At 71.5% G+C, this 21,444-nt stretch carries 19 protein-coding genes; 9 read left to right on the forward strand and 10 right to left on the reverse strand.

The genetic code is table 11. The features are described from left to right. The first annotated feature begins 137 nt into the window (after window positions 1-137). The 3 genes from HNR40_RS41975 to HNR40_RS41985 are packed head-to-tail and all read left to right on the forward strand — an operon-like array spanning window position 138 to window position 2,352. Window positions 138-830, forward strand: a complete 693-nt coding sequence (locus tag HNR40_RS41975) for a pyrimidine reductase family protein (RefSeq protein ID WP_184971688.1) — start codon at window positions 138-140, stop codon at window positions 828-830. A gap of 5 nt (window positions 831-835) precedes the next feature. Next, on the forward strand, window positions 836-1,975 hold the full coding sequence (locus HNR40_RS41980) for an ATP-dependent DNA ligase (RefSeq protein WP_184971690.1): 1,140 nt from the start codon (window positions 836-838) through the stop codon (window positions 1,973-1,975). Window positions 1,976-2,001: 26 nt separating this feature from the next. Next, a complete protein-coding gene (locus tag HNR40_RS41985) occupies window positions 2,002-2,352 on the forward strand; it encodes a hypothetical protein (protein WP_184971692.1) in 351 nt (116 codons plus the stop codon). Between the two features lie 7 nt (window positions 2,353-2,359). Here HNR40_RS41985 and HNR40_RS41990 read toward each other — a convergent pair whose 3' ends face one another. Continuing rightward, window positions 2,360-3,067 carry a purine nucleoside phosphorylase YfiH/LACC1 family protein gene (locus tag HNR40_RS41990; protein WP_376773582.1) on the reverse strand — a complete coding sequence of 236 codons (708 nt, stop codon included), beginning with the start codon at window positions 3,065-3,067 and terminating at the stop codon, window positions 2,360-2,362. 49 nt (window positions 3,068-3,116) lie between these two features. On the opposite strand from HNR40_RS41990, the gene HNR40_RS41995 reads away from it, so the two are divergent. The 3 genes from HNR40_RS41995 (at window position 3,117) to HNR40_RS42005 (ending at window position 5,750) form a co-directional block, all read left to right on the forward strand. Then, the gene (locus HNR40_RS41995) at window positions 3,117-4,550 is read left to right on the forward strand and encodes an aldehyde dehydrogenase family protein (RefSeq protein WP_312896725.1); all 1,434 of its coding nucleotides are present in this window, start codon (window positions 3,117-3,119) and stop codon (window positions 4,548-4,550) included. A 66-nt stretch (window positions 4,551-4,616) separates the two neighbouring features. Beyond that, entirely contained in the window at window positions 4,617-5,090 is a 474-nt protein-coding gene (locus tag HNR40_RS42000) for a hypothetical protein (protein WP_184971698.1), read from the forward strand. Then, a complete protein-coding gene (locus tag HNR40_RS42005; RefSeq protein ID WP_221341493.1) occupies window positions 5,091-5,750 on the forward strand; it encodes a class F sortase in 660 nt (219 codons plus the stop codon). Here HNR40_RS42005 and HNR40_RS42010 read toward each other — a convergent pair. Further along, window positions 5,731-7,578, reverse strand: a complete 1,848-nt coding sequence (locus tag HNR40_RS42010; RefSeq protein WP_184971700.1) for a polysaccharide lyase family 8 super-sandwich domain-containing protein — start codon at window positions 7,576-7,578, stop codon at window positions 5,731-5,733. The two genes, HNR40_RS42005 and HNR40_RS42010, sit on opposite strands and share 20 nt — an antisense overlap. Before the next feature lie 10 nt (window positions 7,579-7,588). Beyond that, window positions 7,589-9,727 carry an acyl-CoA dehydrogenase family protein gene (locus HNR40_RS42015; RefSeq protein ID WP_184971702.1) on the reverse strand — a complete coding sequence of 713 codons (2,139 nt, stop codon included), beginning with the start codon at window positions 9,725-9,727 and terminating at the stop codon, window positions 7,589-7,591. A 121-nt stretch (window positions 9,728-9,848) separates the two neighbouring features. Here HNR40_RS42015 and HNR40_RS42020 point away from each other — a divergent pair, with 121 nt between their 5' ends. After that, window positions 9,849-12,011, forward strand: coding sequence for an alpha-L-fucosidase (locus tag HNR40_RS42020; RefSeq protein ID WP_184971704.1), 2,163 nt, complete (start codon window positions 9,849-9,851; stop codon window positions 12,009-12,011). Here the strand turns inward: HNR40_RS42020 and HNR40_RS42025 are convergent, their stop codons facing one another. Both HNR40_RS42025 and ligD read right to left on the reverse strand, forming a co-directional pair. Then, window positions 12,012-12,188, reverse strand: coding sequence for a hypothetical protein (locus HNR40_RS42025; RefSeq protein WP_184971706.1), 177 nt, complete (start codon window positions 12,186-12,188; stop codon window positions 12,012-12,014). A gap of 34 nt (window positions 12,189-12,222) precedes the next feature. Beyond that, window positions 12,223-13,233, reverse strand: coding sequence for a non-homologous end-joining DNA ligase (gene ligD, locus HNR40_RS42030; RefSeq protein ID WP_184971707.1), 1,011 nt, complete (start codon window positions 13,231-13,233; stop codon window positions 12,223-12,225). A gap of 571 nt (window positions 13,234-13,804) precedes the next feature. Here ligD and msrB point away from each other — a divergent pair. Next, window positions 13,805-14,206, forward strand: coding sequence for a peptide-methionine (R)-S-oxide reductase MsrB (gene msrB / locus HNR40_RS42035; protein WP_184971709.1), 402 nt, complete (start codon window positions 13,805-13,807; stop codon window positions 14,204-14,206). A 189-nt stretch (window positions 14,207-14,395) separates the two neighbouring features. Here the strand turns inward: msrB and HNR40_RS42040 are convergent, their stop codons facing one another. The 3 genes from HNR40_RS42040 to hemG all read right to left on the reverse strand — a co-directional run bounded on the left by HNR40_RS42040 (window position 14,396) and on the right by hemG (window position 17,273). Beyond that, the gene (locus tag HNR40_RS42040; protein WP_184971711.1) at window positions 14,396-14,995 is read right to left on the reverse strand and encodes a hypothetical protein; all 600 of its coding nucleotides are present in this window, start codon (window positions 14,993-14,995) and stop codon (window positions 14,396-14,398) included. A gap of 186 nt (window positions 14,996-15,181) precedes the next feature. Continuing rightward, window positions 15,182-15,883: a hydrogen peroxide-dependent heme synthase gene (gene hemQ / locus HNR40_RS42045; protein WP_184971713.1), complete on the reverse strand. Its 702-nt coding sequence runs from the start codon at window positions 15,881-15,883 to the stop codon at window positions 15,182-15,184. After that, entirely contained in the window at window positions 15,876-17,273 is a 1,398-nt protein-coding gene (gene hemG / locus HNR40_RS42050; RefSeq protein ID WP_312896726.1) for a protoporphyrinogen oxidase, read from the reverse strand. Before hemG ends, hemQ begins: the two co-directional genes overlap by 8 nt. Window positions 17,274-17,372: 99 nt before the next feature. Here hemG and HNR40_RS42055 point away from each other — a divergent pair, with 99 nt between their 5' ends. Then, a complete protein-coding gene (locus HNR40_RS42055) occupies window positions 17,373-18,290 on the forward strand; it encodes a DUF4349 domain-containing protein (RefSeq protein WP_184971715.1) in 918 nt (305 codons plus the stop codon). 1 nt (window position 18,291) lies between these two features. Here HNR40_RS42055 and HNR40_RS42060 read toward each other — a convergent pair whose 3' ends face one another. Both HNR40_RS42060 and hemE read right to left on the reverse strand, forming a co-directional pair. After that, on the reverse strand, window positions 18,292-20,082 hold the full coding sequence (locus HNR40_RS42060; protein ID WP_184971717.1) for an AfsR/SARP family transcriptional regulator: 1,791 nt from the start codon (window positions 20,080-20,082) through the stop codon (window positions 18,292-18,294). A gap of 71 nt (window positions 20,083-20,153) precedes the next feature. Then, entirely contained in the window at window positions 20,154-21,167 is a 1,014-nt protein-coding gene (gene hemE / locus HNR40_RS42065) for a uroporphyrinogen decarboxylase (protein WP_221341508.1), read from the reverse strand. Window positions 21,168-21,444 lie beyond the last annotated feature (277 nt).

Here is a 21,444-nt window from a genome sequence, read left to right on the forward strand (position 1 = left end):
AGGACCAGGGGCCGTGTCCTCGGCGATCACACGGCCCCTGGTTCTGGGTGCCGGGCGCTCCGGGTTCCGGGTCGCCAGGCGTCTCGTCGGGGTGGGATGTGGGGTTGGTTGTCGGGGGCGTGTGCCAAGGTAGAGGGGTGCGTCGCATACACCCGGACACCCATGACAACCCCGACCTCGCCCAGGCCTATGCCTACCCCGAGGGCCGCCCGTGGCTGCGGGTCAACATGGTGGCCAGCGCCGACGGCGCCGCCTGGCTCAAGGGCCTGTCCGGGGGACTGTCGAGCAAGGGCGACCGGAGGTTGTTCGGGGTCCTGCGCGGCCTGGCCGACGTGATCCTGGCGGGCGCCGCGACCGTCCGCACCGAGGGCTACGGCCCCGCCAAACGCCGACCGGGCAGGCAGGTCCCCCCGCCGATCGCCGTCATCACCCGCCGCCTCGACCTCGACCTGGGCAGCCCGCTGTTCACCGAGGCCGAGTCGCCCACGATCGTCATCACCTGCGAGGCGGCCCCGGCCGACCGGCGGGCCGCGGCGGGCAGGCAGGCCGAGGTGATTCTGGCGGGAGCCGATCGGGTCGAGATGCCGCTGGCCGTACAGGCGCTGCGTGAGCGTGGCCTTGACCGGATCCTGTGCGAGGGCGGGCCGCGGCTCAACGCGCAGCTCGCGGCGGCCGACCTGATCGACGAGCTGTGCCTGTCGGTGAGCCCGCTGCTGGTGGGCGGCACGGCGGCGCGCATACTCAACGGCGAGAGCGCGAACGTCGGCCTGACGCTGGCCCAGGTGCTCGAGGAAGACGGCGTGCTGTTCAACCGCTACGTGAGGGAGTGAGCCCGATGGAGGAGCCCACCGAGATCCAGCTCGACCTGCCGGTGCTGCCGCCGGTGCCGCCGATGCTGGCCAAGGCGGTCAAGGCGATGCCGAAGCAGGACGGCGGCCTTTTCTACGAGCCGAAGTGGGACGGCTTCCGCTGCATCATCTTCCGCGACGGCGACGAGGTGTTCCTGGGCAGCCGCAACGAGCGGCCGTTCACCCGATACTTTCCCGAGCTGGTCGAGGCGGTGAAGCGCGAGCTTCCCGACAAGTGTGTGGTCGACGGCGAGATCGTGCTGATCCATGACACGCATCTCAACTTCGAGCAGCTCCAGCAGCGCATCCATCCGGCGGCCTCGCGGGTGAAGATGTTGTCGGAGACGACTCCGGCGTCGTTCATCGCCTTCGATCTGCTGGCGCTGGGCGAGGAGTCGCTGATGGAGACGCCGTTCGCGGAGCGCCGCGCCCGCCTTGAGGGGATATTTCCTGAAACGGGGGAGGAAAAGGGCTCCATCCGCCTCACCCCCGTCACCAGGAACGACGAGCAGGCCGCCGAGTGGTTCGAGATGTTCGAGGGCGCCGGACTCGACGGCATCATCGTCAAACCCGGCGACCAGCCGTACATCCCCGACAAGCGCACCATGTTCAAGGTCAAGCACGAACGCACCGCCGACGTCGTCGTGGCCGGATACCGCGAGCACAAGACGGGCCCGATCGTCGGCTCGATCCTGCTCGGCCTCTACGGCCCCGACGGCAAGCTGCACCACGTGGGCGTGGCGGCCTCCTTCCCGATGGCGCGCCGGGCGGAGCTGGTGGAGGAGCTCAAGCCGTACCTCGCCCAGCTCGGCGAGCACCCGTGGGGCGCGTGGGCCGACCAGGCGATCCTGCAGGCGCAGGAGGGCGGCCCGGCCGCGACGCCCGCGCGCGGCGGCCAGCGCATGCCCGGCGCGGTCTCGCGGTGGAACGCCAAGAAGGACCTGTCGTTCATCCCGCTGCGGCCGGATCTGGTGATGGAGGTGGCCTACGACGCGATGGAGGGCGACCGGTTCCGCCACACGGCTCAGTTCCGGCGCTGGCGACCCGATCGGACACCCGAATCCTGCAATTACGAGCAGCTTGAAAGGCCTGTTGCCTATAACCTCGACGACATCCTTGCCCGCTGACCCCCAAAGCCGTTATATCTCGACATATGAGCACCGGCGATGACGTACGCGCGGCGGTCTCGGCCCGTCGCGACCTCGGCCCCGAGTACGAGGACGCGGTGGTCGAGTCCTTCATCGACAAGATGAGCGCCGAGATCGACCGCAGGGTCGACGAGCGCGTGGCCAGGATGCCCAGCGCCAAGCAGGTGGCCCGCCAGAGCAGCGTGTCCGACGCCATGCGGCTGGCGCTGGCGATCGTCTCGCTGGTTCTGGGCACCGCCGCCACGATCGTCCTGCTGGCCCTGGACTCCAGCACCAGCGGCCTGGTGCCGATCTGGGGCGGCCTCGCGCTGGTCAACTGGGCCTTCGCCCGGTCAAACCGCGACAACAAGAGCTGACCGGGACTCACTCCAGCCAGACGAGCCCGGCGAACCGTCCGCCGACCTGCTCGCGGCGGTGAGAGTAGAGGTCGCCGGTCTCGATCGTGCAGCGCGCGTCGTGGCGCACCTCGCCCACGCCCGCCGCCAGCAGTTGCGCCTCGATGCCCGCGCGCAGGTCGAGCGCGGGTGTGCCCCAGGAGGTCGTGGAGTGGGTCTCGGGTACGCGGCCCGCCACCCGCGTGCGCAGGTCATCGGGCACCTCGTAGCAACGTCCGCACGCCCCCGGCCCGATCAGCGCCACCATCCGCTCGGCCAGCGCCCCCTTGCCGATCATGGCCCGCACCAGCGCGTCCGCGATCCCGGCCTCGGTGCCGGGCCGTCCGGAGTGGGCCGCGCCGACCATCCGCGCCACCGGATCGGCCACCAGCACGGCCGGGCAGTCGGCCCCGAGCGCGGCCAGCGCCAGGCCGGGCTCGCTGGTGAACACGGCGTCCACCGGCGGCGCATCGTCCCCGAAGGGCTCGCTGACGTGGACGACGTCGGCGCCGTGCACCTGCTTCATGAAGACGATCCCGCGCACGCCCAGCTCGGCCGCGACGGCCGCCCGGTTGGCCCGCACGGCCTCCGGGTCGTCGCCGACCAGCCCGCCGAGGTTGCAAGAGGTGTACGGCGGTGCGCTCACGCCGCCATGGCGGTCGGTGACGGCGGCACGGACGCCGGGAGCCAGCTGCATGGCGACCATCCTATGGTCACTGATCCCAACCAAGCATATGCTTGGTCCCGTGATTGACTACCGCAACCTCATTGGCGGAATGCTCGTCCCCGCGGCCGACGGCAGGACCCTCGACTCGGTCAATCCGGCCACCGGAGAGGTGTGGGCCCGCATCCCCGCCGGCGGGAAGGCCGACGCGGAAGCCGCCGTCGCCGCCGCCAGGAAGGCGCAGCCCAGATGGTCCGCCCTGCCCGCCCTGGGCCGCGCGCACTTCCTGCGGCAGGTGGCCGAGATCTTCATCCGGCACACCGAGGAACTGGCCACGCTGGAGACCACCGACAACGGCCGCATCCTGCGCGACACCCTGAAGCGAGACCTGCCCGGCATGGCCTACCTGTGGCAGATCGCCGCCGGCCAGTGCCTGGACGCGGTCAAGGGCGACACGGTCATCCTCGGTCCCGACGCGCTGGGCATGACGCGGCGCGAGCCGTACGGCGTGGCGGTCTGCATCATCCCCTGGAACAGCCCGATCTCGACGTTCTCCGCCAAGGCCGCCTTCGCCCTCGCCGCCGGCAACACCGTGATCGTGAAACCGGCCGAGCAGGCCAGCGTCTCGGTGCTGCGGCTGGGCGAGCTGCTGGCCGAGGTCTTCCCGCCCGGCGTGCTCAACATCGTCAGCGGCATGGGCGAGGACGTCGGCGACGCGCTGGTCCGCCACCCCGGCGTCAACAAGATCAGCCTCACCGGCTCTACCGAGACCGGCCTGGCGATCACCAGGGCGGCCGGGATCAAGCCGATGACGTTCGAGCTCGGCGGCAAGTCCCCGAACATCGTCTTCCCGGACGCCGACCTCGACAAGGCGGCCGAGGGCGTGACGGTCAACTCGATCTATACGGGCAACGCGGGACAGGTCTGCGTCGCCGGCTCGCGTATCCTCATCCACCGCTCGATCTGGGACGAGATGCTCGCCCGCATCACCGCGGCCGCCACGGGCATCATCCTCGGCGACCCGCTCGACCTGGCCACCACGATGGGCCCGATCGTCTCAGCCGGCCAGTACGAGCGCGTGGCCTCCTACCTGGAGATCGCCGAGAAGGAGGGCGCCGGACTGGTCTTCGGCGGGCTGACCGGCGCCGACGTGGTCCCCGGGCTGCCCGGCGGCTACTGGGTCTCCCCCACGCTCTACACCGCGGGCGACAACGCGCTGCGCGTCTGCCAGGAGGAGATCTTCGGGCCGGTGGCGGTGGCCATGCCGTTCGACACCGACGACGAGGCCCTGGCCATCGCCAACGACTCCGCGTACGGCCTGGCCGCCGGCGTCTGGACCCGGGACCTGGCCCGCGCCCACCGGTTCGTCCGCGACCTGCAGAGCGGCACCGTCTGGGTGAACACCTTCCGCCAGATGCCGCCCGGCCTGCCGTTCGGCGGGGTGAAGGACTCGGGCTACGGCCACGACGCCGTCCTGGAGTACACCCGCGAGAAGGCGGCCATCATCCAGACCTAGGAGTGACGCATTTCACTTCGGTCACACTACTTGACTCCAGGTCCAATAGTTCGCGAGGCTCGGCCCATGGCATTAGCGCGACGACTCGCAGCCGCCGGAGCCCTGGTGGCGTTCGTGATCGGCGGGGTGAGCCTCGCCGCCGGCATCGGCACGGCCGCCGCTGAGACCGGTGCCGAAGCCGCCACCGTGGTCTCCACCTGCCTGCCGCTCCCGCTGATCCCCTGCGACGAGCCTTCCAGCGAGGGCGAGCCCGAGGACCCTTGGTCGTCGGCCCCGAACCCGATGGACAGCTGGTCGGAGAACCCGAAGCCGGAAGATCCCTGGACCGAGGGCCCGCCCCCGCGCGAGGAGGAGCCGAAGGACCCGTGGAAGCCCGTCGACGAGGACGAGCGCAGGGTCCCCGACGGCCACCCCGAGACGGGCGCCGGCGGGCTGGCGCGCGAGGGCGCCGTCTGGCCGTTCGCCGTCGGCGGAGCAGCCCTGCTCACCGGCGCGGGTCTCACCGGTTTCGCGGTACGGCGGCGCAAGGGCGGCGCGTAGTTGGCCCAGAAGCTCATCCTGGCCGGGGCGGGCGCCGTCTCCCTGGCCGGGATCGCGCTGATCGCCCTGGGCCTGAACGGCCTGTTCACCCCGCCTCCGGCCCCGGCCGCCGCCACACCCGCCACGCCACGCGACATCAAGATCCCGAAGGGCGGCCGGATCGCCGCCCCGATGGAGCCGGCCCGCCCCACCGCCGTCTACATCCCCGCCATCGGCGTCTCAGCCCCGCTGATGGAGCTGGGCCTGGACACCAAGGGCGCCATCGAGAACCCGCCGCTCAACCCCCCGAACCTGGCCGGCTGGTACCGCTACGGCCCGGTCCCCGGCCAGCGCGGCGCCGCCGTCATCACCGGCCACCTCGACACCAGGACGGGGCCGGCCGTGTTCGCGTACCTGCGCAACGTCAAGAAGGGCGACCAGGTGCAGGTGCTGCGCGCCGACCGGTCGGTGGCGGTGTTCCTGGTGGACAAGGTCGAGCACACCCCCAAGACCCGCTTCCCCACCCGCAAGGTGTACGGCAAGCTCGCCTACCCCGGCCTGCGCCTGGTCACCTGCGGCGGCGCCTTCGACGCCGGGGCGGGCAGCTACAAGGAGAACACGATCGTCTACGCCCACCTGGCCGCCCCGTACTACCCCCGGTCTAGCCGGCCGGAAGGGTGAGGGTCGGGCCCGGCGGCAGGGACAGGGCCAGCTCGCGGGTGGTGCCGTGGTGGTCGAGGGTGAGGTTGACCTGGCCGCCGGCGCCGAAGGGGCAGGCCGCGGACAGGGCGGACGGGCCGCGTACCTGCACCAGGATCGGGCGGTCCGTGGTGATGGAGCCGCCGGGCAGCGCGAGGGTGCCGGGGCGGTGGAAGACGATCTGGGTGAGGTCGAGGGTGCTGTGCCGTACGGCCTGGATGTCGGGGGTGTTGGCGAGGACGGTCAGCGGGCGCGGGGCGGTCAGCGTGTCGGCGGGCGGGCCGGGCACGGCGATGTAGGCGTAGGAGGCGTCCGAGGGGGCGCGGCCGTGGTCGAGCCAGATCTCCAGGACGTCCGCCGACAGCTCGCGCGCCGACTGCGAGCGGTTGACCGTTGCCCAGCTGCCGGAACGCGCGCCGGAGCGGACCGTCAGCGGGGCCGGGTGCGGGAAGAAGTAGGTGACGCCGTTGTGGTGGAGTGTGCCATCGGACAGGCGTACCTCGCCGGTCAGCGTGGTCTGGTCGATGGTCGTGTGCACGGGGACGTCCGGGTCGGCGCAGGTGATGCCGGCGCCGAGCGCCACGTACTCGTCCAGGAAGAAGAACCACGACTTGCGCGCCCGGACGCCGTCGCGGTCGAGGTGCATGGCGGCCATCGCGTAGGGGCCGTCGGTGAGGCCGCCGGCGAAGTCGGAGCCGCCGGTGTCCTGGCCGAAGTCGGCGGCGGGCAGCGGCCCGCCGCGGTAGGCGACGGTGGTGCCCGGCAGGTGACGCCAGTCCTGCACGGGCCAGAGCGCGTGGTATTCCTCGCCGGTGCGCCACAGGTGGGTCACGCCGTCGCACAGGTGCCGCCCGCTCAGGCCCTCGCCGTTGCCCGCCTCGGACAGCACCGTGCGGGTCGAGGACGTCTTGACCGCCGCCGACCAGCTCGGACGGTAAACGGCCAGGTAGTCGGAGCGCCAGAAGTAGCGGGCGCCGGTGCCGGGGCCCTGCCCGAAGTGGAGCAGTTCCTCCGCGCGGGGCCCGCCGCCCGCGGCCAGGGATCTGGCGGCCGTCTCCAGGGCGGGGCCGCGGGCGGCGTTGCCCTCGCGGGTGCTCTCCCTGCCCATGCAGGCGATGTCGTAGCGGCCGGCGTGGATCATCCAACGCTGGCCGTCGAGAAGGTAGGCGGCCAGGACGTCCATCGCCTCCTCCGGCGGCGCCATCGGGGTGCCGGCGGCCAGCGCGGCCAGGGCGGCCATGTCCACGGCGAAGCTGTGGCCGTAGCCGCCGGAGTAGAGCTGCGGGCCGTGCTGGTGGAAGCTGTGGTCGGGCTGGATGCCCTCGCCGTCGCCCGGGACCAGCAGCGTCGCGGCCTGGCGGAACGCCTCGGCGAGCCCCTCGTCGTCGCCGTCGAGCAGGCAGCGGCGGATGACGACCTCGGCCGCCCACAGCAGGTTCTGGCCGGTCATCCCGGCCACGGCGGCGCGCCCGAGTATCCGGGTGAGCCGCGGGTCGTGCGAGATCCCGAGCAGCAGCGCGGCGTCACCGAGGACGCGCGGGGCGCCGAGCTGGTCGTACCACCAGTTGGGGCAGCGCAGGTCCATCCGCAGCCAGGCGTCCAGGGCGCGCCCGGCCGCTTCGGGCTCGGCCGGGGCCAGCGCCCTGAGCCTGACCAGGTGCTCGAACGGTCCCCAGACGGTCACGTCCAGGTCGGCGTAGTCGATGTCGGCCCAGAGCCCGTCGGAGCCCGGCGCGGCGGGCGGCGGCCCGGCCTCGCGGCGCAGCGCGGCCAGCAGCCGCGCCCGGATCGTGTCGGCTGCCTCACTCACGACGATCACTCTAAGGGTCGCGGGGCAGCCCGAGCGCGCGCTCGGCGATGATGTTGAGCTGCACCTCCGTGGTTCCGCCGCCGATCGTGAAGGCGCGGGTGGTGAGGATCATGCGGTTCCAGTAGCGGCTGGACGGGTCCACCGACCAGCAGAACTCCGAGATCGCCTGCGCGTGTCGCATGCCGAGCAGCTTGCGCACGCTCGCCGCGGTGCCGGCGCCGCCGCCCTCCAGCTGGGACAGCGTGACCCGCAGGCCGAGCGCGGAGATCGCCTGGCCTTCCGCCCACAACCGCCCGGCCTGCTCCCACTGCGCCGGGCGCAGGCCGTCGCGGGCGGTGACCAGCCGCATCATGTCGGTGTGCTGCGAGCCGGGCCCCCAGGAGTCGCCGAGGGCGACGCGCTCGTGCGAGAGGGTGTCGCGGGCCACCTTCCAGCCGTTGTCCACCTCGCCGACCACCAGGTCGTCGGGGACGAAGACGTCGTCGAGGAAGACCTCGTTGAAGATCTCCTCGCCGTTGATCTCCTTGAGCGGCCGTACGGTGACGCCCGGCGTGGCCATGTCGACCAGGAAGTACGTGATGCCCTTGTGCTTGTCCGGGGAGGTTCTGGCCAGGCAGATGCCCCAGTGCGCGTACTGGGCCAGCGACGTCCAGATCTTCTGCCCGCTCAGCGACCAGCCGCCCTCCACCCGGGTGGCCTTGGTCGACAGGCCCGCCAGGTCGGATCCGGCGCCGGGCTCGCTGAACAGCTGGCACCACACGATCTCGCCGGTGAACGTCCTGGGCAGGAAACGTTCCTGCTGCTCGCGGGTGCCGTGGGCGACGATGGAGGGCACCGCCCAGGCCGCGATGCCCAGGTTGGGGCGCTTCAGCTCGCGGAACTCCTGGTGGATGACGACCTGCTCCAGCGGGCCGGCGGCCCTTCCCCACGGCTTGGGCAGATAGGGCATGATCCAGCCCTCCCGCGCGAAACGGCCGAGCCGGGCGAGAGGCTCCTCCCCGGCCAGCTCCCGCGCCCGCGCCCGGATCTCCGCCCGCAGCGCCGCCGCCTCCTCGGGCAGGTCGGGCTCCATCGTGCGCCGCGTGCCCGCCGCGGCCAGGCGGGCCACGCGCTCGCTCCACTCGCCCGGGTCTCCGGCCAGCATCCGGCCGGACAGGGCGCGGCGGTAGTAGCGGTGCGCGTCGTGCTCGAAGGTGTAGCCGATGCCGCCGAGCACCTGGATCGCATCCGCGGCGCAGCGCACGGCCGCGTCGGGCGCGAGCACCGCCGCCACCCCCACCGCGAGCCACACCTCATCCTCGTCCGCGGGCCCTGCCGCTTCTGCGCGGTCTGATGCTGTACGGCCTGCCGCTTCTGCACGGTCTGATGCTGTACGGCCTGCCGCTTCTGCACGGTCTGATGCTGTACGGCCTGCTTCTTCTGCGCGGTCTGATGTTGTACGGCCTGCCGTGTCCAGGGCACGGGCGGCGTCCCAGACGGCGGCCCGAGCCTGCTCCAAGGCCACCAGCGCGGCGGCCACACGGTGCTTGACGCCCTGGAACTGCCCGATCGGCCGCCCGAACTGCTCGCGGACCTTGGCGTAGGAGGCGGCGGTGTCCACGGCCCAGGCGGCCAGCCCGCACGCCTCGGCCCCGATCAGCACGGCCGCCAGCTCCCTGACCGGCACCGGCCCCAGCTCGCGCCCCGCGGGCACCTCGGTCACGGTCACCGTGCAGAGCGGGCGGTCGAGGTCCACGCCCTCCAGGGGCTCGGCGGTGACGGACGATCCGTCGAGCAGTGCCCAGCCGCCGTCCACAGGCACGAGGAAGAGGTCGGCGTCGGCGGGGCCGAGGGCGGTAGCCGTACCGGAAAGGACGACCGCGGCGGTGAGGGTGCCGTCGGCGAGGCCTTCGAGCAGGGGGTTGTCGGCGGCGAGGGTGGCGGCGGCGAGGACGGTGGGCAGGAAGGCGCCACCGGCGCGGGCCCGGCCCAGCTCCTCCAGCACGACGCAGAGCTCCGGCAGCCCGTAGCCCTGGCCGCCGCGCGACTCCGGCACGTGGACGCCGAACAGGCCCTGCCGCGCCAGCACGGCCCGGTCGATCCCGCGTCCGGCCAGCCCGCGTACGGAGTCGGCCAGCGCCCGGTGTTCCTCGGTCAGTCCGATGCTCATGGGCCCGACTCTAGAACCTTGTTCGGTTCCGTTCAAGGCTGGATGAATCTGCCGGTAACCCTGGCCAACCACGCAGAAACACGCATACGATCTCGGCTTTCCGATGAAGCAAGGGGCGAGCATGGTGCTGGATGTCGGGTTCGGCGGATCGTTCACGACCAGGACCGGCTACACCCCGGCCACCGGCGAGGTAGCCGCCGGGCAGCTGACCAGGAGCACCGGCGACGAGGTACACGAGATCGGCGCCGGAATACGCCTGAGGGGCGGCCCGGAAGGCCTGACCTTCCACCCGACCCACCCGCTCGGCGCGGCCACCGTGGACCACCCGATCACCGTAGAAGCCGCATACACCCCAGAACCGGCCCAGAACCCGTCGGCCACCATCCTGTCCATCGGCGGCGGCATCTGGTTCCGCCACCGCACGCCCACCGAGCTGGAGTACGGCTTCGCCGAGTGCAAGGCCACCGTGCAGGCCCCCGAGCCAGGCACGCGACACACCGTGGCCCTCGCCTACCGGCCGACCCCGAGCGGCGCGACCTTGCACGCCTACCTGAACGGCGTCGAGCTCCCCCCGATCACCTCGACGAAGGGCAGGGCCCCGAAACACGCCGACACCATCGGCGTAGGCAACGACGTGCACCCCTCTGACAAGGGCATAAAAGCCCTGATCAGCCGTGCGGTAGCCACCCCGTTCACCGCCGCCTTCACTCCCCACCTCTCCCCCGAGCAGATCGGAACCCCATCCTCGGACGAAGGACCGCTCCCCATCGCCGGTCTGGAACCAAGCTGGCGGCTGCCCGTGAGCGCGACCGACGACCCCGCCTCACTGGTGGCCAAGGCCGCGATGCTCCGGCCCACCCAGCGCCAGTACGACTGGCAACGCCTGGAACAGACCGCCTTCCTGCACTTCGGCGTCAACACCTTCACCGGCCAGGAGTGGGGCCACGGCGACGAGGACCCCGACCTGTTCCAGCCGACCGGCCTGGACACCGACCAGTGGGCCCGCGAGCTGAAGGCGGCCGGGTTCGCGCTGGCCATCCTCACCGTCAAGCACCACGACGGCTTCGTCCTCTACCCCTCGCGCTACACCGGCCACACCGTGGCCGCGAGCAGCTGGCGCGGCGGCAAGGGCGACGTCCTGCGCGCCTTCACCGACTCCGCCCGCGAGCACGGCCTGAAGGTCGGCGTGTACATCTCCCCCGCCGACGAGAACTCCTACGCCCAGGGCGTCTACGCCAATGGCAGCCCCCGCTCCCCCCGCCAAATCCCCACCCCGGTGGAAGACGACCCCCGCCCCCCAACAAGTACAAAAACCTACGAGGCCACCGACTACGGCGCGTACATGCTCAACCAGCTCCACGAGGTCCTCACCGAATACGGCCAGGTGGACGAGGTCTGGTTCGACGGCTCACTGGGCCGCATCCCACCCGGCAAGACCGAGAACTACGACTTCGACAGCTGGTACGCCCTCATCCGCGACCTGGCCCCGAACGCCACCATCGCCGTGGCGGGACCCGACGTGCGCTGGGTCGGCAACGAGGGCGGCCTGGCCCGCGAGAACGAGTGGAGCCCCATCCCCATCCGCCTAACCGGCGAGGCCCACATCGACTACGCCGCACCCCCCAACACCCCCGACACCGGCAGCCGCACCGCCATAGCCAACGCCGCCGCCACCCACCTCCAGTGGTGGCCCGCCGAGGTGGACGTCAGCATCCGCCCAGGCTGGTTCTACCACCCCGACCAGCAGCCCAAGACGGTCGACCAGCTCATGGACATCTACCTCACGTCCGTAGGCCGCAACGCCGTACTGCTGCTCAACATCCCCCCGGACAAAGAGGGCAAGCTCCCCACCACAGACGTGGCCAGACTGCGCGAATGGCAAGCCAGACTGACCCGCGAATTCCCCGCAAACCTGGCCACCGACGCAAGCCCCACCAACCCCACCGCCCACCACGCCATAGACGGCAACCCAGACACCTCCTGGAAAGTCACCGGCCCCCTCCAGCTCACGCTCCCCACCCCACGCGAGATCGACAAGCTCGTCCTCGCGGAGGACATCCGCCACGGCCAGCAGGTCGAGTCAGCCGTGGTGGAGGTACGGCAGGCCGACGGCACCTGGCACCAGATCGCCACGACAGGCACGATCGGCTACAAACGCATCCTCACCCTCGCCAACCCGGTAACCGCCCAGGAGTTCCGGCTCCACATCACCGCCCACCGCGCCCAGCCATACCTGACCCACTTCGCCCTCTACAGAACAGCCCCCAGCCACAAGCCGACCTGATCAGCCAGGCAACGTGAGCATCTCTTCGACCGCGGCAAGGCCGGAGCGACTCACCGCATGGCCGGACTCGCGCTGCCAGGCAAGCGTGTCGCGAGCCATACCGGCGGCCGGGCGGACGCGCGGACCGGCGGCCAGCATGGCGAAGGTGTCGCGAGCCATGAACCCGGCGATGATCACGATCCGGCGGACGCGGGAGTCTCAGCGCGGCGAGCTAGTCCTTGTCCTTGTTGGCTCTGGCTTTGCTGGGCTGGACGCGCATGGGCTCGCCGGGCATTTTCGGGTAGTTGGGGGGGTAGGGCATGTCGCCGCGGTCGTCCTTGGCGTACCACTCCAGGAGCTGGTCCAGGGGGTAGGACTGGTCGTCTATGGTGGCGTGGACGTCGCCTTTGTCGGCGAAGCGGGCGGGCATCGTGCGCAGGTCGAAGTCGGCGGGTTCGGCGTCGGCCAGTTCGTCCCAGGTGACGGGGGCGGAGACGAGCGCCTCGGGGCGGGCGCGGACGGAGTAGGCGCTGACGACGGTACGGTCGCGGGCGTTCTGGTTGAAGTCGATGAACACCCGGTCGCCCCGCTCTTCCTTCCACCAGGCGGTGGTGACCAGGTCGGGGGCGCGATCGGCCACGGCTCTGGCCAGGGCGATCCCGGCGTGCCGCACCTCGATGAAGTCCCAGTTCGGCTGAATACGAACGGCGACGTGGACGCCCCGGTTGCCGGACGTCTTCGCGAAGCCGGTCATGCCCAGTTCGTCCAGCACTTCGCGGGTGAGGAAGGCTGCTTTCCTCACCGCGTCGAAGGGGAGGCCGGGCTGCGGGTCGAGGTCGATGCGGAGTTCGTCGGGGTGCTCGACGTCCTGGGCCCGCACCTGCCAGGGGTGGAAGTCGATGGTGCCGAGGTTGGCGCAGTAGGCGATGGCGGCGACCTCGGTCACCCGCAACGAGTCGGCCTTGCGCCCGCTCGGGAACGTGACCGTGGCCGTCTGCAGCCAGTCGGGATGCTTGGGCGGCATGCGCTTCTGGTAGATGGCGTCGGTCTGGATGCCGTCGGGATGACGCTTGAGGTTGGTGGGGCGATCCTTCATGGCCCGCAGGGCGCCTTCGCCCACGCTGATGTAGTACTCCACCAGCTCACGCTTGGTGATGCCAATGTCAGGAAAGTACACCTTGTCGGGGTTGGTGACCTTGACGATCCGCTCTCCGACTTCAAGCTCTATGTACGGCGATGCCATGCCCACGACCATACTCGCCACCCCCGTCAATAAACCCGCACCAACCACCCGGCACCGAAAGGCGGTTCCCGGTCGGGTGGTCAAGGAAGGGCCGTGACGGCGAGGTATCTGTCCGACGTGAGAAGCGACCCCCACGATCGGCGCCGGCCCGCGTCGGCGGGTGGCGGTGGGGCGGCTTGCCGTAACGGAAACGCGCTGTGAGAACAGCTCGCGGCGGCAAAGCGCCGCGACAACAGCTCGCCGCGACAAAAGAGACCATAGAGAAGCAGCAGAAGATGAAAATAGGGGCGCCGTCCGGAGCCCGGCCGGTGGCGGGACCGGGGGCTCGACGGACGGACAGAAGATCACTCGACACCGTTCCGGGCGCTGGCGCGTCGCCCGGCCGGCCTTACGGTCGTCGGCGGCGCCAGCACGGGCGTGGGCTGTGCCGCTCGTACGACCTGACGGGTGATCTCACCCCAGTACAGGAGGCGATGACGCCCCCCATACTGATAAAGACGCAGATTCGCCCCAGAAAGGATGCTTCCCCCTGCGGAGATCTCTTTTTTGCCGGATCTCGTACGCTGGACTCATGGACAAGGTGGTCAAGAGCGAGGCCGAGTGGCGAGTGAAGCTCTCGCCCGAGGAGTTCCACGTGCTGCGCGAGGCCGGCACCGAGCGGCCCTTCACCGGCGAGTACGTCGACACCAAGGCCGAAGGCGTCTACTCCTGCCGCGCGTGCGGGGCGGAGCTGTTCCGGTCGCAGGCCAAGTTCGAAACGCACTGCGGGTGGCCGAGCTTCTTCGAGCCGTCGGAGTCGGATGCCGTCACGCTGATCGAGGACCATACGCACGGCATGGTCCGCACCGAGGTGCGCTGCGCGCGCTGCGACTCCCACCTCGGGCACGTCTTCCACGGCGAGGGGTACGCCACGCCCACCGACGACCGGTACTGCATCAACTCCGTTTCGCTCAGACTCGAACCCACCGAGTGATCAGCTGGCGACAGCGCGTACCGACCGCCCGGCGCGGGTAGGGAAATCTATGTGAGCCTTGTCCATTTTCGTCATCGCTGGGTGACGATTGAGGCGATCGGCCGCGTCGTCACGCAGCGGTGCGAGGTTTGCCTCAAAACCCGCGTCCGTATCCGCTGAGCTCCAGGGCAGCACCCCCGGGTTCAGCGGTCAGTCGGTGTCGGGATGGGTGACACGGCAGGTCGTGTCGGCGGGGCCGAGGATGTTGGCGAGGATCGGGTTGCCGTTCTCCCCGAACTCCGCCTGGACGAAGACCACCGGGTCGGTGACGCCCTGCTCGCGAAGGTAGTCGAGGCCGCGTTCGCACAGGGTGAGGGCGTTCTTGGAATTGTCCGCCTCTTCCGGCAGGTCGGTGTAGATGCGCAGATATCCGCCGACGGTGCGGATGTCCTTGAGGTGCTTGACGGCCGGGTCGCCGGGTCCCCAGCGGGTCCGGAAGTGCTCGGCCGCCTTCTTGTCGGTGTGCGGCCCCTCGCCCTTGATCGCAGAGGGCTCCGGCGCGCTCGCCTGGCTCGCGGCGCCGGTCTCCGTCACGAGCGGCGGGCCCGTCACGGCTGGCGCGCCCGTCACGACCGGCGTATCCGTCACGGCGGGCATGTCCGTCACGACCGCGCCTGCCCCCGACCTGCTCATCGAGCGCTCAACAGCTTTCCGGTCGCCAGCCGCGGCCCACGGCAGTGAACCTCCGCCACCCGCGTCCGGGCGATCCAGCATGAACCACCCCGCCAGCACCCCGAGCACCAGCGCCACCCCACCGGCACCCGCCCGCCACGGCCACCGCGGCTTCGCCCGCCGCCGTCCGTGTCTTCCGGGAGTTCTGGAACGTGCCACCCGTACACCCCCGCTCCCAAGGGATTTCCCTCCCGATTGTGGCAAGAACCAGGAGATCAGATATGGGAGACGGAGGTTTTGCCCGGCCAGTCAGAAAACACCCGCCTACGGCAGCGCGTTGACCAGCTCGCCCACCGGCTTGCGGACGCCGGTGTAGAAGGGGATCTCGATCCGGGTGTGCTCACGCGCCTTCGCGCCCCGCAGGTGCCGCATCAGGTCGACGATCCGGTGCAGCTCGTCGGCCTCGAACGCCAGCATCCACTCGTAGTCGTTCAGAGCGAAGCAGGCAACGGTGTTGGCCCGCACGTCCGGGTAGTCGCGGGCCATCAGCCCGTGCTCGGCCAGCATCGTCCGCCGCTCGGCGTCGTCCAGGAGGTACCACTCCAGCGAGCGCACGAACGGATACACGCTCACGTAGGCACGCGGATCCTCCTCGGCCAGGAAAGCCGGGATGTGCGACTTGTTGAACTCCGCCGGCCGGTGCAGCGCCATCGCCGACCACACCGGCTCGCTGCCCCGGCCCAGGCCGGTACGGCGGAAGCGCGAGTACACGTCCTGCAGGTCCTCCGGCGAGGCGGCGTGCCACCAGAACATGTAGTCGGCGTCGGCCCTGAACCCGGCCACGTCGTAGAGGCCGCGGGTGACGACGCCCTTGCGCGCCTCCTGCTCCAGCAACTCGGTGACCTCGTCGGCCAGACCCTCGCGGTTGCCGGGACACGGCTCGGTGACCTTGAACACCGACCACATGGTGTAGCGGATCACCTGGTTAAGATCGCGGGCCTTCGGCCGCTGCGCACCCTCAGTCATGAGTCAATTCTCCCAGTATCCGGGCGGCCGCCGTGCGAGCCGTGGCGACGCACGCGGGGATCCCGAGCCCGTCGTAGGCCGCGCCGCAGACGGCGAGCCCCGGCTGCACGGCCACCGCCGCGCGAACCCTGGCCACCCGATCCAGGTGGCCCACGTTGTACTGCGGCAGCGCGCCGCCCCATCGGGTGACGCGGGTGTCCACGGGCAGCCCGCGCACCCCCATCACCTCGGCCATCTCCGCCGTGGCCAGCGAGACCAGTTCGGAGTCCGCGCGCTGCAGAAGGTGCTCCTCGCCGATCCGGCCCACCGAGCAGCGCACGATGAGCAGGTCGTCGGACAGGTGCGGCCACTTGACGGAGCTGAACGTGGCCGCCTTGACCGGCCGCCCCTCGACCGGGGGCACCAGGTAGCCGCTGCCTGTGGGCAGTTCGGGGAAGGCGTCGGGGGTGTAGGCGAGGGTGACGATGGCCATGCTGGCGTACTCGATCCTGGCCAGCTCGGCGGCGGCCTTCGGGACCTCATCGCGCAGCAGCCGCGCGGCGGGCGCGGCCGGGACGGCGAGGATCACCGCGTCGGCCTCGATCACCTCGGGCCGCGGCACCGGGCCGGTCACCAGCTGCCAGCCCGACTCGGTACGGCGCAGCTCCCTGACCGTCACCCCGGTCCTGATGTCGGCGCCGCAGGCCTTGGCCACGGCCTCGGGCAGGCTGCCCAGCCCGCCGCGCAGGGAGTTGAAGACCGGTCCCGCCGCCTTGGGCGCGTCCTCGACGATCTCGCGCGCCGCGCCGAGCAGGGAACGTTCGGTGCGGGCGGCGATCGCGATGCTCGGCATCGTGGCTTCCAGGGAGAGCATGTCGGAGCGCCCGGCGTAGACGCCGCCGAGCAGCGGCTCCACGAGCCGGTCGAGCACCTCCGCGCCCATGCGGGCCCGGATGTAGGCGGCGACGGAGACGTCGGTGCGCACGAGTGTGGCGGGGAGCACCTGGTCGAGCGGGACCCGCAGGAGCCCGGCCGGCGAGATGATGCCCGACTTGGCGAGTTCGGTGAGGTCGGCGGGGACGCCCATCACCTGGCCCTTGGGCATCGTGCGCAGCGCTCCACGCGAGTAGACGGCGGCCGAGGTGGTGCCGGGGGTGACCAGGTCGTCGCCGAGCCCCACGGCCTTGGCCAGGTCCTTGCCCTCGGGCCGCCTGGCCAGCATCGCCTCGGCGCCCTCGTCGACCCGGACCCCCGCGACCTCGGAGGCGTGCAGTTTGCCCCCGATGCGCGGGCTGCCTTCGAGCACGGTCACCTTGAGGCGTTCGCCGCCGTTGTGCCGCAGATACCACGCCGCGGCCAGCCCTGAGATCCCGCCTCCGACGATGACGACGTGCGCCCGGTTCCCTTCCACGCCTCCTGACGCTACCGCCTGGCGGCGCCGGTCGGACGCGTGACCCTATCGAGACGCCCCCGTTAGAACCGGCGCCGGGCACGACCCGTCCTTATGGTCATGAAGACAATGGCGTTGGCGGCGGCGCTGGCCGTCGTACTGCTGTCCGGTTGCGGCGGCAGCGGCAGCGGCGGTGTCGCCCAAATCGGCAACGCGTCCGCGCCCGAGAGCGCGGCGGTCGGGCCGGCCCGCGCGGATGCCGACTCCACGGCGAAGGACGCCACGGGCGGCAAGACGATCACCTCGGACGTCAAGGTGACCGCCGAGGAACGTCAGATCATCTACATCGCCAGCCTGACCGTGCGGGCCAAGGACGTCACGGCCGCCGCCGAGCGGGCCAAGACGATCGTCACCGGCGCCGGCGGGCACCTGTCGAAGGAGGAGTCCAGCGCCGCCGAGCAGCAGGAGGCGAGCGCGACCCTCGAGTTCAAGATCCCGCCCGCCCGCTACCAGGAGGTCCTGACCGTACTCGGCCGCGACCTCGGCAAGCGGCTGTCCATGACCCAGGGCACGCAGGACGTGACCATGGAGATCGCCGACGTCAACAGCCGGCTGAAGTCGGCCGAGGGCGCGCTCGCCTCGCTCCGCTCGCTGCTGGGCAAGGCCAAGACGATCGGCGAGGTGCTGCAGGTCGAGCGGGAGATCCAGAACCGCGAGGCCGAGCTGGAGTCTCTCCAGGCCCGCCAGAAGGAGCTCGCCGCCCAGGTCGGCATGGCCACGGTGACGCTGCGCCTCATGGGCCCGGCCGCCGAGGTGCTGCCGCCCGACGACGACCCGCCCGGCTTCCTGGGCGGCCTCGCCGCGGGGTGGCGGGCGCTCGTGGACTTCCTCAAGGTCGTGGTGACCGTCGTGGGCGTGGTGCTGCCCTGGCTGCTGATCGTCGCGCCCGTGGTGCTGCTCGTGATCTTCCTGGTACGGCGCGGCCGTACCGCCAGACCGGCTGCCCCCGCCGCGCCGGAGGAGACGCCCGCCGCCTAGCTCACACCACGCAGAGCTTGGAGGAGATGGTCCGGCGGCGGCCCATCGGGGAGGCCATGGCTCGGGCGACGGCCTGCTCGCCCAGGCGGGCGGGCACGTCGGCGGCGGCCCGCTCGGCCGCGAACAGCCGGACCAGGTGCCGCATCCGGTAGCGCTCCCAGCCCTGCTCGTCGGCGCGCTCGTGCTGCAGGAGCTGTTCGTCGGCGAGGCGGTCGAGCAGCCCGCCGGCCTCCTCGATGCCCGTGCCGAGCATGATGGTGGCCAGCCACGGGGTGCACTCGACGGCCGCGGGCAGCAGGCCGAGCAGGCAGAAGAGCAGGCGCTCGCGCTCGCCGACGGCGTGGTAGCCGGAGGCGATGGCGGCGCGGACGTCCAGGTCGCCGGCGCGCAGTTCGTCGAGGCGGCTGTGCTCGGCGCGCATCCGGCAGGCCAGGAGTTCGGCGGTCCAGCCGGGGCGGGTGGCGAGCCGGGCGGCGGCGATGCGCAGCGCCAGCGGCAGCCCGTCGCAGAGCTGGGCGAGCTGTGAGAGGCCCGCGTCCTCTCCTGCCATCTGGGTGGGGATGAGGCGGCGCAGGAGGTTCACCGCCTGGTCGCGGGGCAGCTCGTCCAGCCGGGTGGACGATGCGCCCTCCCCCACCAGGCCCTCGAACCGGCCGCGCCCGGTGACCAGCACCCGGCAGCCGGGCGCGCCGGGCAGCAGCGGGCGTACCTGGGCGGCGCAGGCGGCGTCGTCCAGGACCAGCAGCACGCGGCGGCGGCGCAGCAGCGTGCGGTAGAGGGCGGCGCGCTCGTCGAGGCCGTCGGGGACGCGGGTGACGCCGAGCGCGCGCAGGAACCTGGCCAATACTTCGGCGGGCGGCAGCGGGCCGGTCCTGGCGCGCAGGTCGGCGGCGAGCTGGCCGTCGGGGAAGCGGGCCGCGCGCGAGTGCGCCCAGCGCAGTGCCAGGCCGGTCTTGCCGATGCCGGCCGGACCGGTGATGACGGCGGTGGCGCCCGTTTCGAGCGAGCGGTCGAGGGCGGCGAGCTCCGGGCGGCGGCCGGTGAAGGCGGCGACGTCCTGGGGCAGCTGGGCGGGGTGCGGCGGCGGCTGGTCGCCATCGAGGGCTTGGGCGTGGGCGGCGCGCAGGTGTCCGCCGGGTTCGACGCCCAGCTCGGCCACCAGGCGTGAACGGCCCTCCCGGTAGGAGCTCAGGGCCTCGGCCCGGCGGCCGGAGCGGTGCAGGGCCAGGAGGTGGGCGGCGCGCAGGCGTTCGCGCAGCGGATGGGCGGCCACCAGCGGCGCCAGCTCGGCCGCGGCCTCCGCCGGACGGTCGAGGACGAGCAGTCGCTCCGCGCGTTCCTCGGCCGCCGCCAGGCGCAGCTCCTCCAGGCGAGCCGCCTCACAGCTCACCGCGTGCAGGCCGGCGTAGGCGTCGCCGCGCCACAGGGCGAGCGCCTCGCCGTACGCGGCGGCCGCCGAATCGGGGGAACATTCAGCACGGGCCTGCGTGAGCAGGTGCTCGAAGCGGGCGGCGTCGAGCTCGGCGGGGTCGAGGAGCAGCGTGTAGGCCTCGCCGCGCCGGGTGACGCGGTCGTCGCCGATCGCCTGCCGTACGTGGTGGACGTGCCAGCGGACCGTGGCGGGGGACGGCGGCGCCTGCCCCCACACCGCCTCGGCGAGCATGCCGTCGGTGGTGGCCCGGTTGGCCCTGCTCAGCAGCACGGCCAGGATGTTGCGTTGCTTGGCCGAGGTCAGCGCGACAGCGCCGCCCTCACGGACGATCGCCAATTCCCCCAGAACGCCGAACTCCACGCCGGTTCCCCCCGGTTGCCTCGCACCCGACGTCCCCGACCATACTAAGTCGCCCGAAGTATGTCAGGGGGTTACAGCCGGGAGGTATCGGGGTCAAAGGAATGGACCAAATCTGTCAACCGCTTGAGCTGGTCCGGATCGGTGCTGGGCAGGACGCCGTGGCCGAGGTTGAAGACGTGGCCCTCGGCCGCGCGGCCTCTGCGCAGGATGTCGAGCGCGCGCTCCTCGACGACCTCCCACGGGGCCAGCAGGATGGCCGGGTCGAGGTTGCCCTGCAGCGCCTTGCCGGGGCCGACGCGGCGGGCGGCCTCGTCGAGCGGCACCCGCCAGTCGACGCCCACCACGTCGGGACCCACCTCGCCGAGCACGCCGAGCAGCTCTCCGGTGCCGACGCCGAAGTGGATGCGCGGCACTTCGGCCACCCCGGCGAAGATGCGGCTGGTGTGGGGCGCGATGAACTCCCGGTAGTCGGCGGGCGCGATCGCGCCGACCCAGGAGTCGAACAGCTGGATGGCCGAGGCCCCGGCCCTGACCTGGATGCGCAGGTGCTCCAGCACGATGCCGGTCAGGCGGTCCATGAGCGCGTGCCAGAGGTGCGGCTCGCCGTACATCATGGCTTTGGTTCGGTCGTGGTTCTTGGAGGGGCCGCCCTCGATCAGGTACGACGCCAGCGTGAACGGCGCGCCCGCGAAGCCGATGAGCGGCGTGGACCCGAGCTCGCCCACCAGTGACCCGATGGCCTCGGTGACGTAGGGGACGTCGCCGGGCTCCAGGGGGCGCAGCGCCTCCAGGCCCTTGGCGTCGCGGATCGGATTGGCGATGACCGGGCCGACGCCCGGCTTGATGTCGAGGTCGACGCCGATGGCCTTGAGCGGGACCACGATGTCGCTGAAGAAGATGGCGGCGTCGACGCCGTAGCGGCGGATCGGCTGCAGGGTGATCTCGACGATCAGGTCGGGGTCGGCGCACGCGGCCAGCATCGCCGTGCCCTCGCGCACCTTCAGGTATTCGGGCAGCGAACGGCCGGCCTGCCGCATGTACCACACGGGGGTGTGCGGGACGGGCTGACGGCGGCAGGCGCGCAGAAAGGCGGAGTCGTCGAGATTCACGCTCCAAGCCTGCCACGGCACCCGTGTGGTCGGTGCATCGGAGCAAGGCGGGAAATTCTGGATCAAGAGTTCGCCAAGCCGCCGCGCGGCATCGATTCGGCAACCACTTTCGGGACACGCCGAGCGCGTTGCGGGGAATTGTCAGCGAGCCGTGTCACCGTCAGACCCACGATCACAAGAAAGGCCCCGTGCGATGACCGCGTTGTGGAGCTCCCTCCGCAGTGAACATTGCCCCGACTGCGCCGGCGAGCGG

This window comes from Nonomuraea endophytica (genome assembly GCF_014203235.1).
Classification (GTDB): Bacteria; Actinomycetota; Actinomycetes; order Streptosporangiales; family Streptosporangiaceae; genus Nonomuraea; species Nonomuraea endophytica.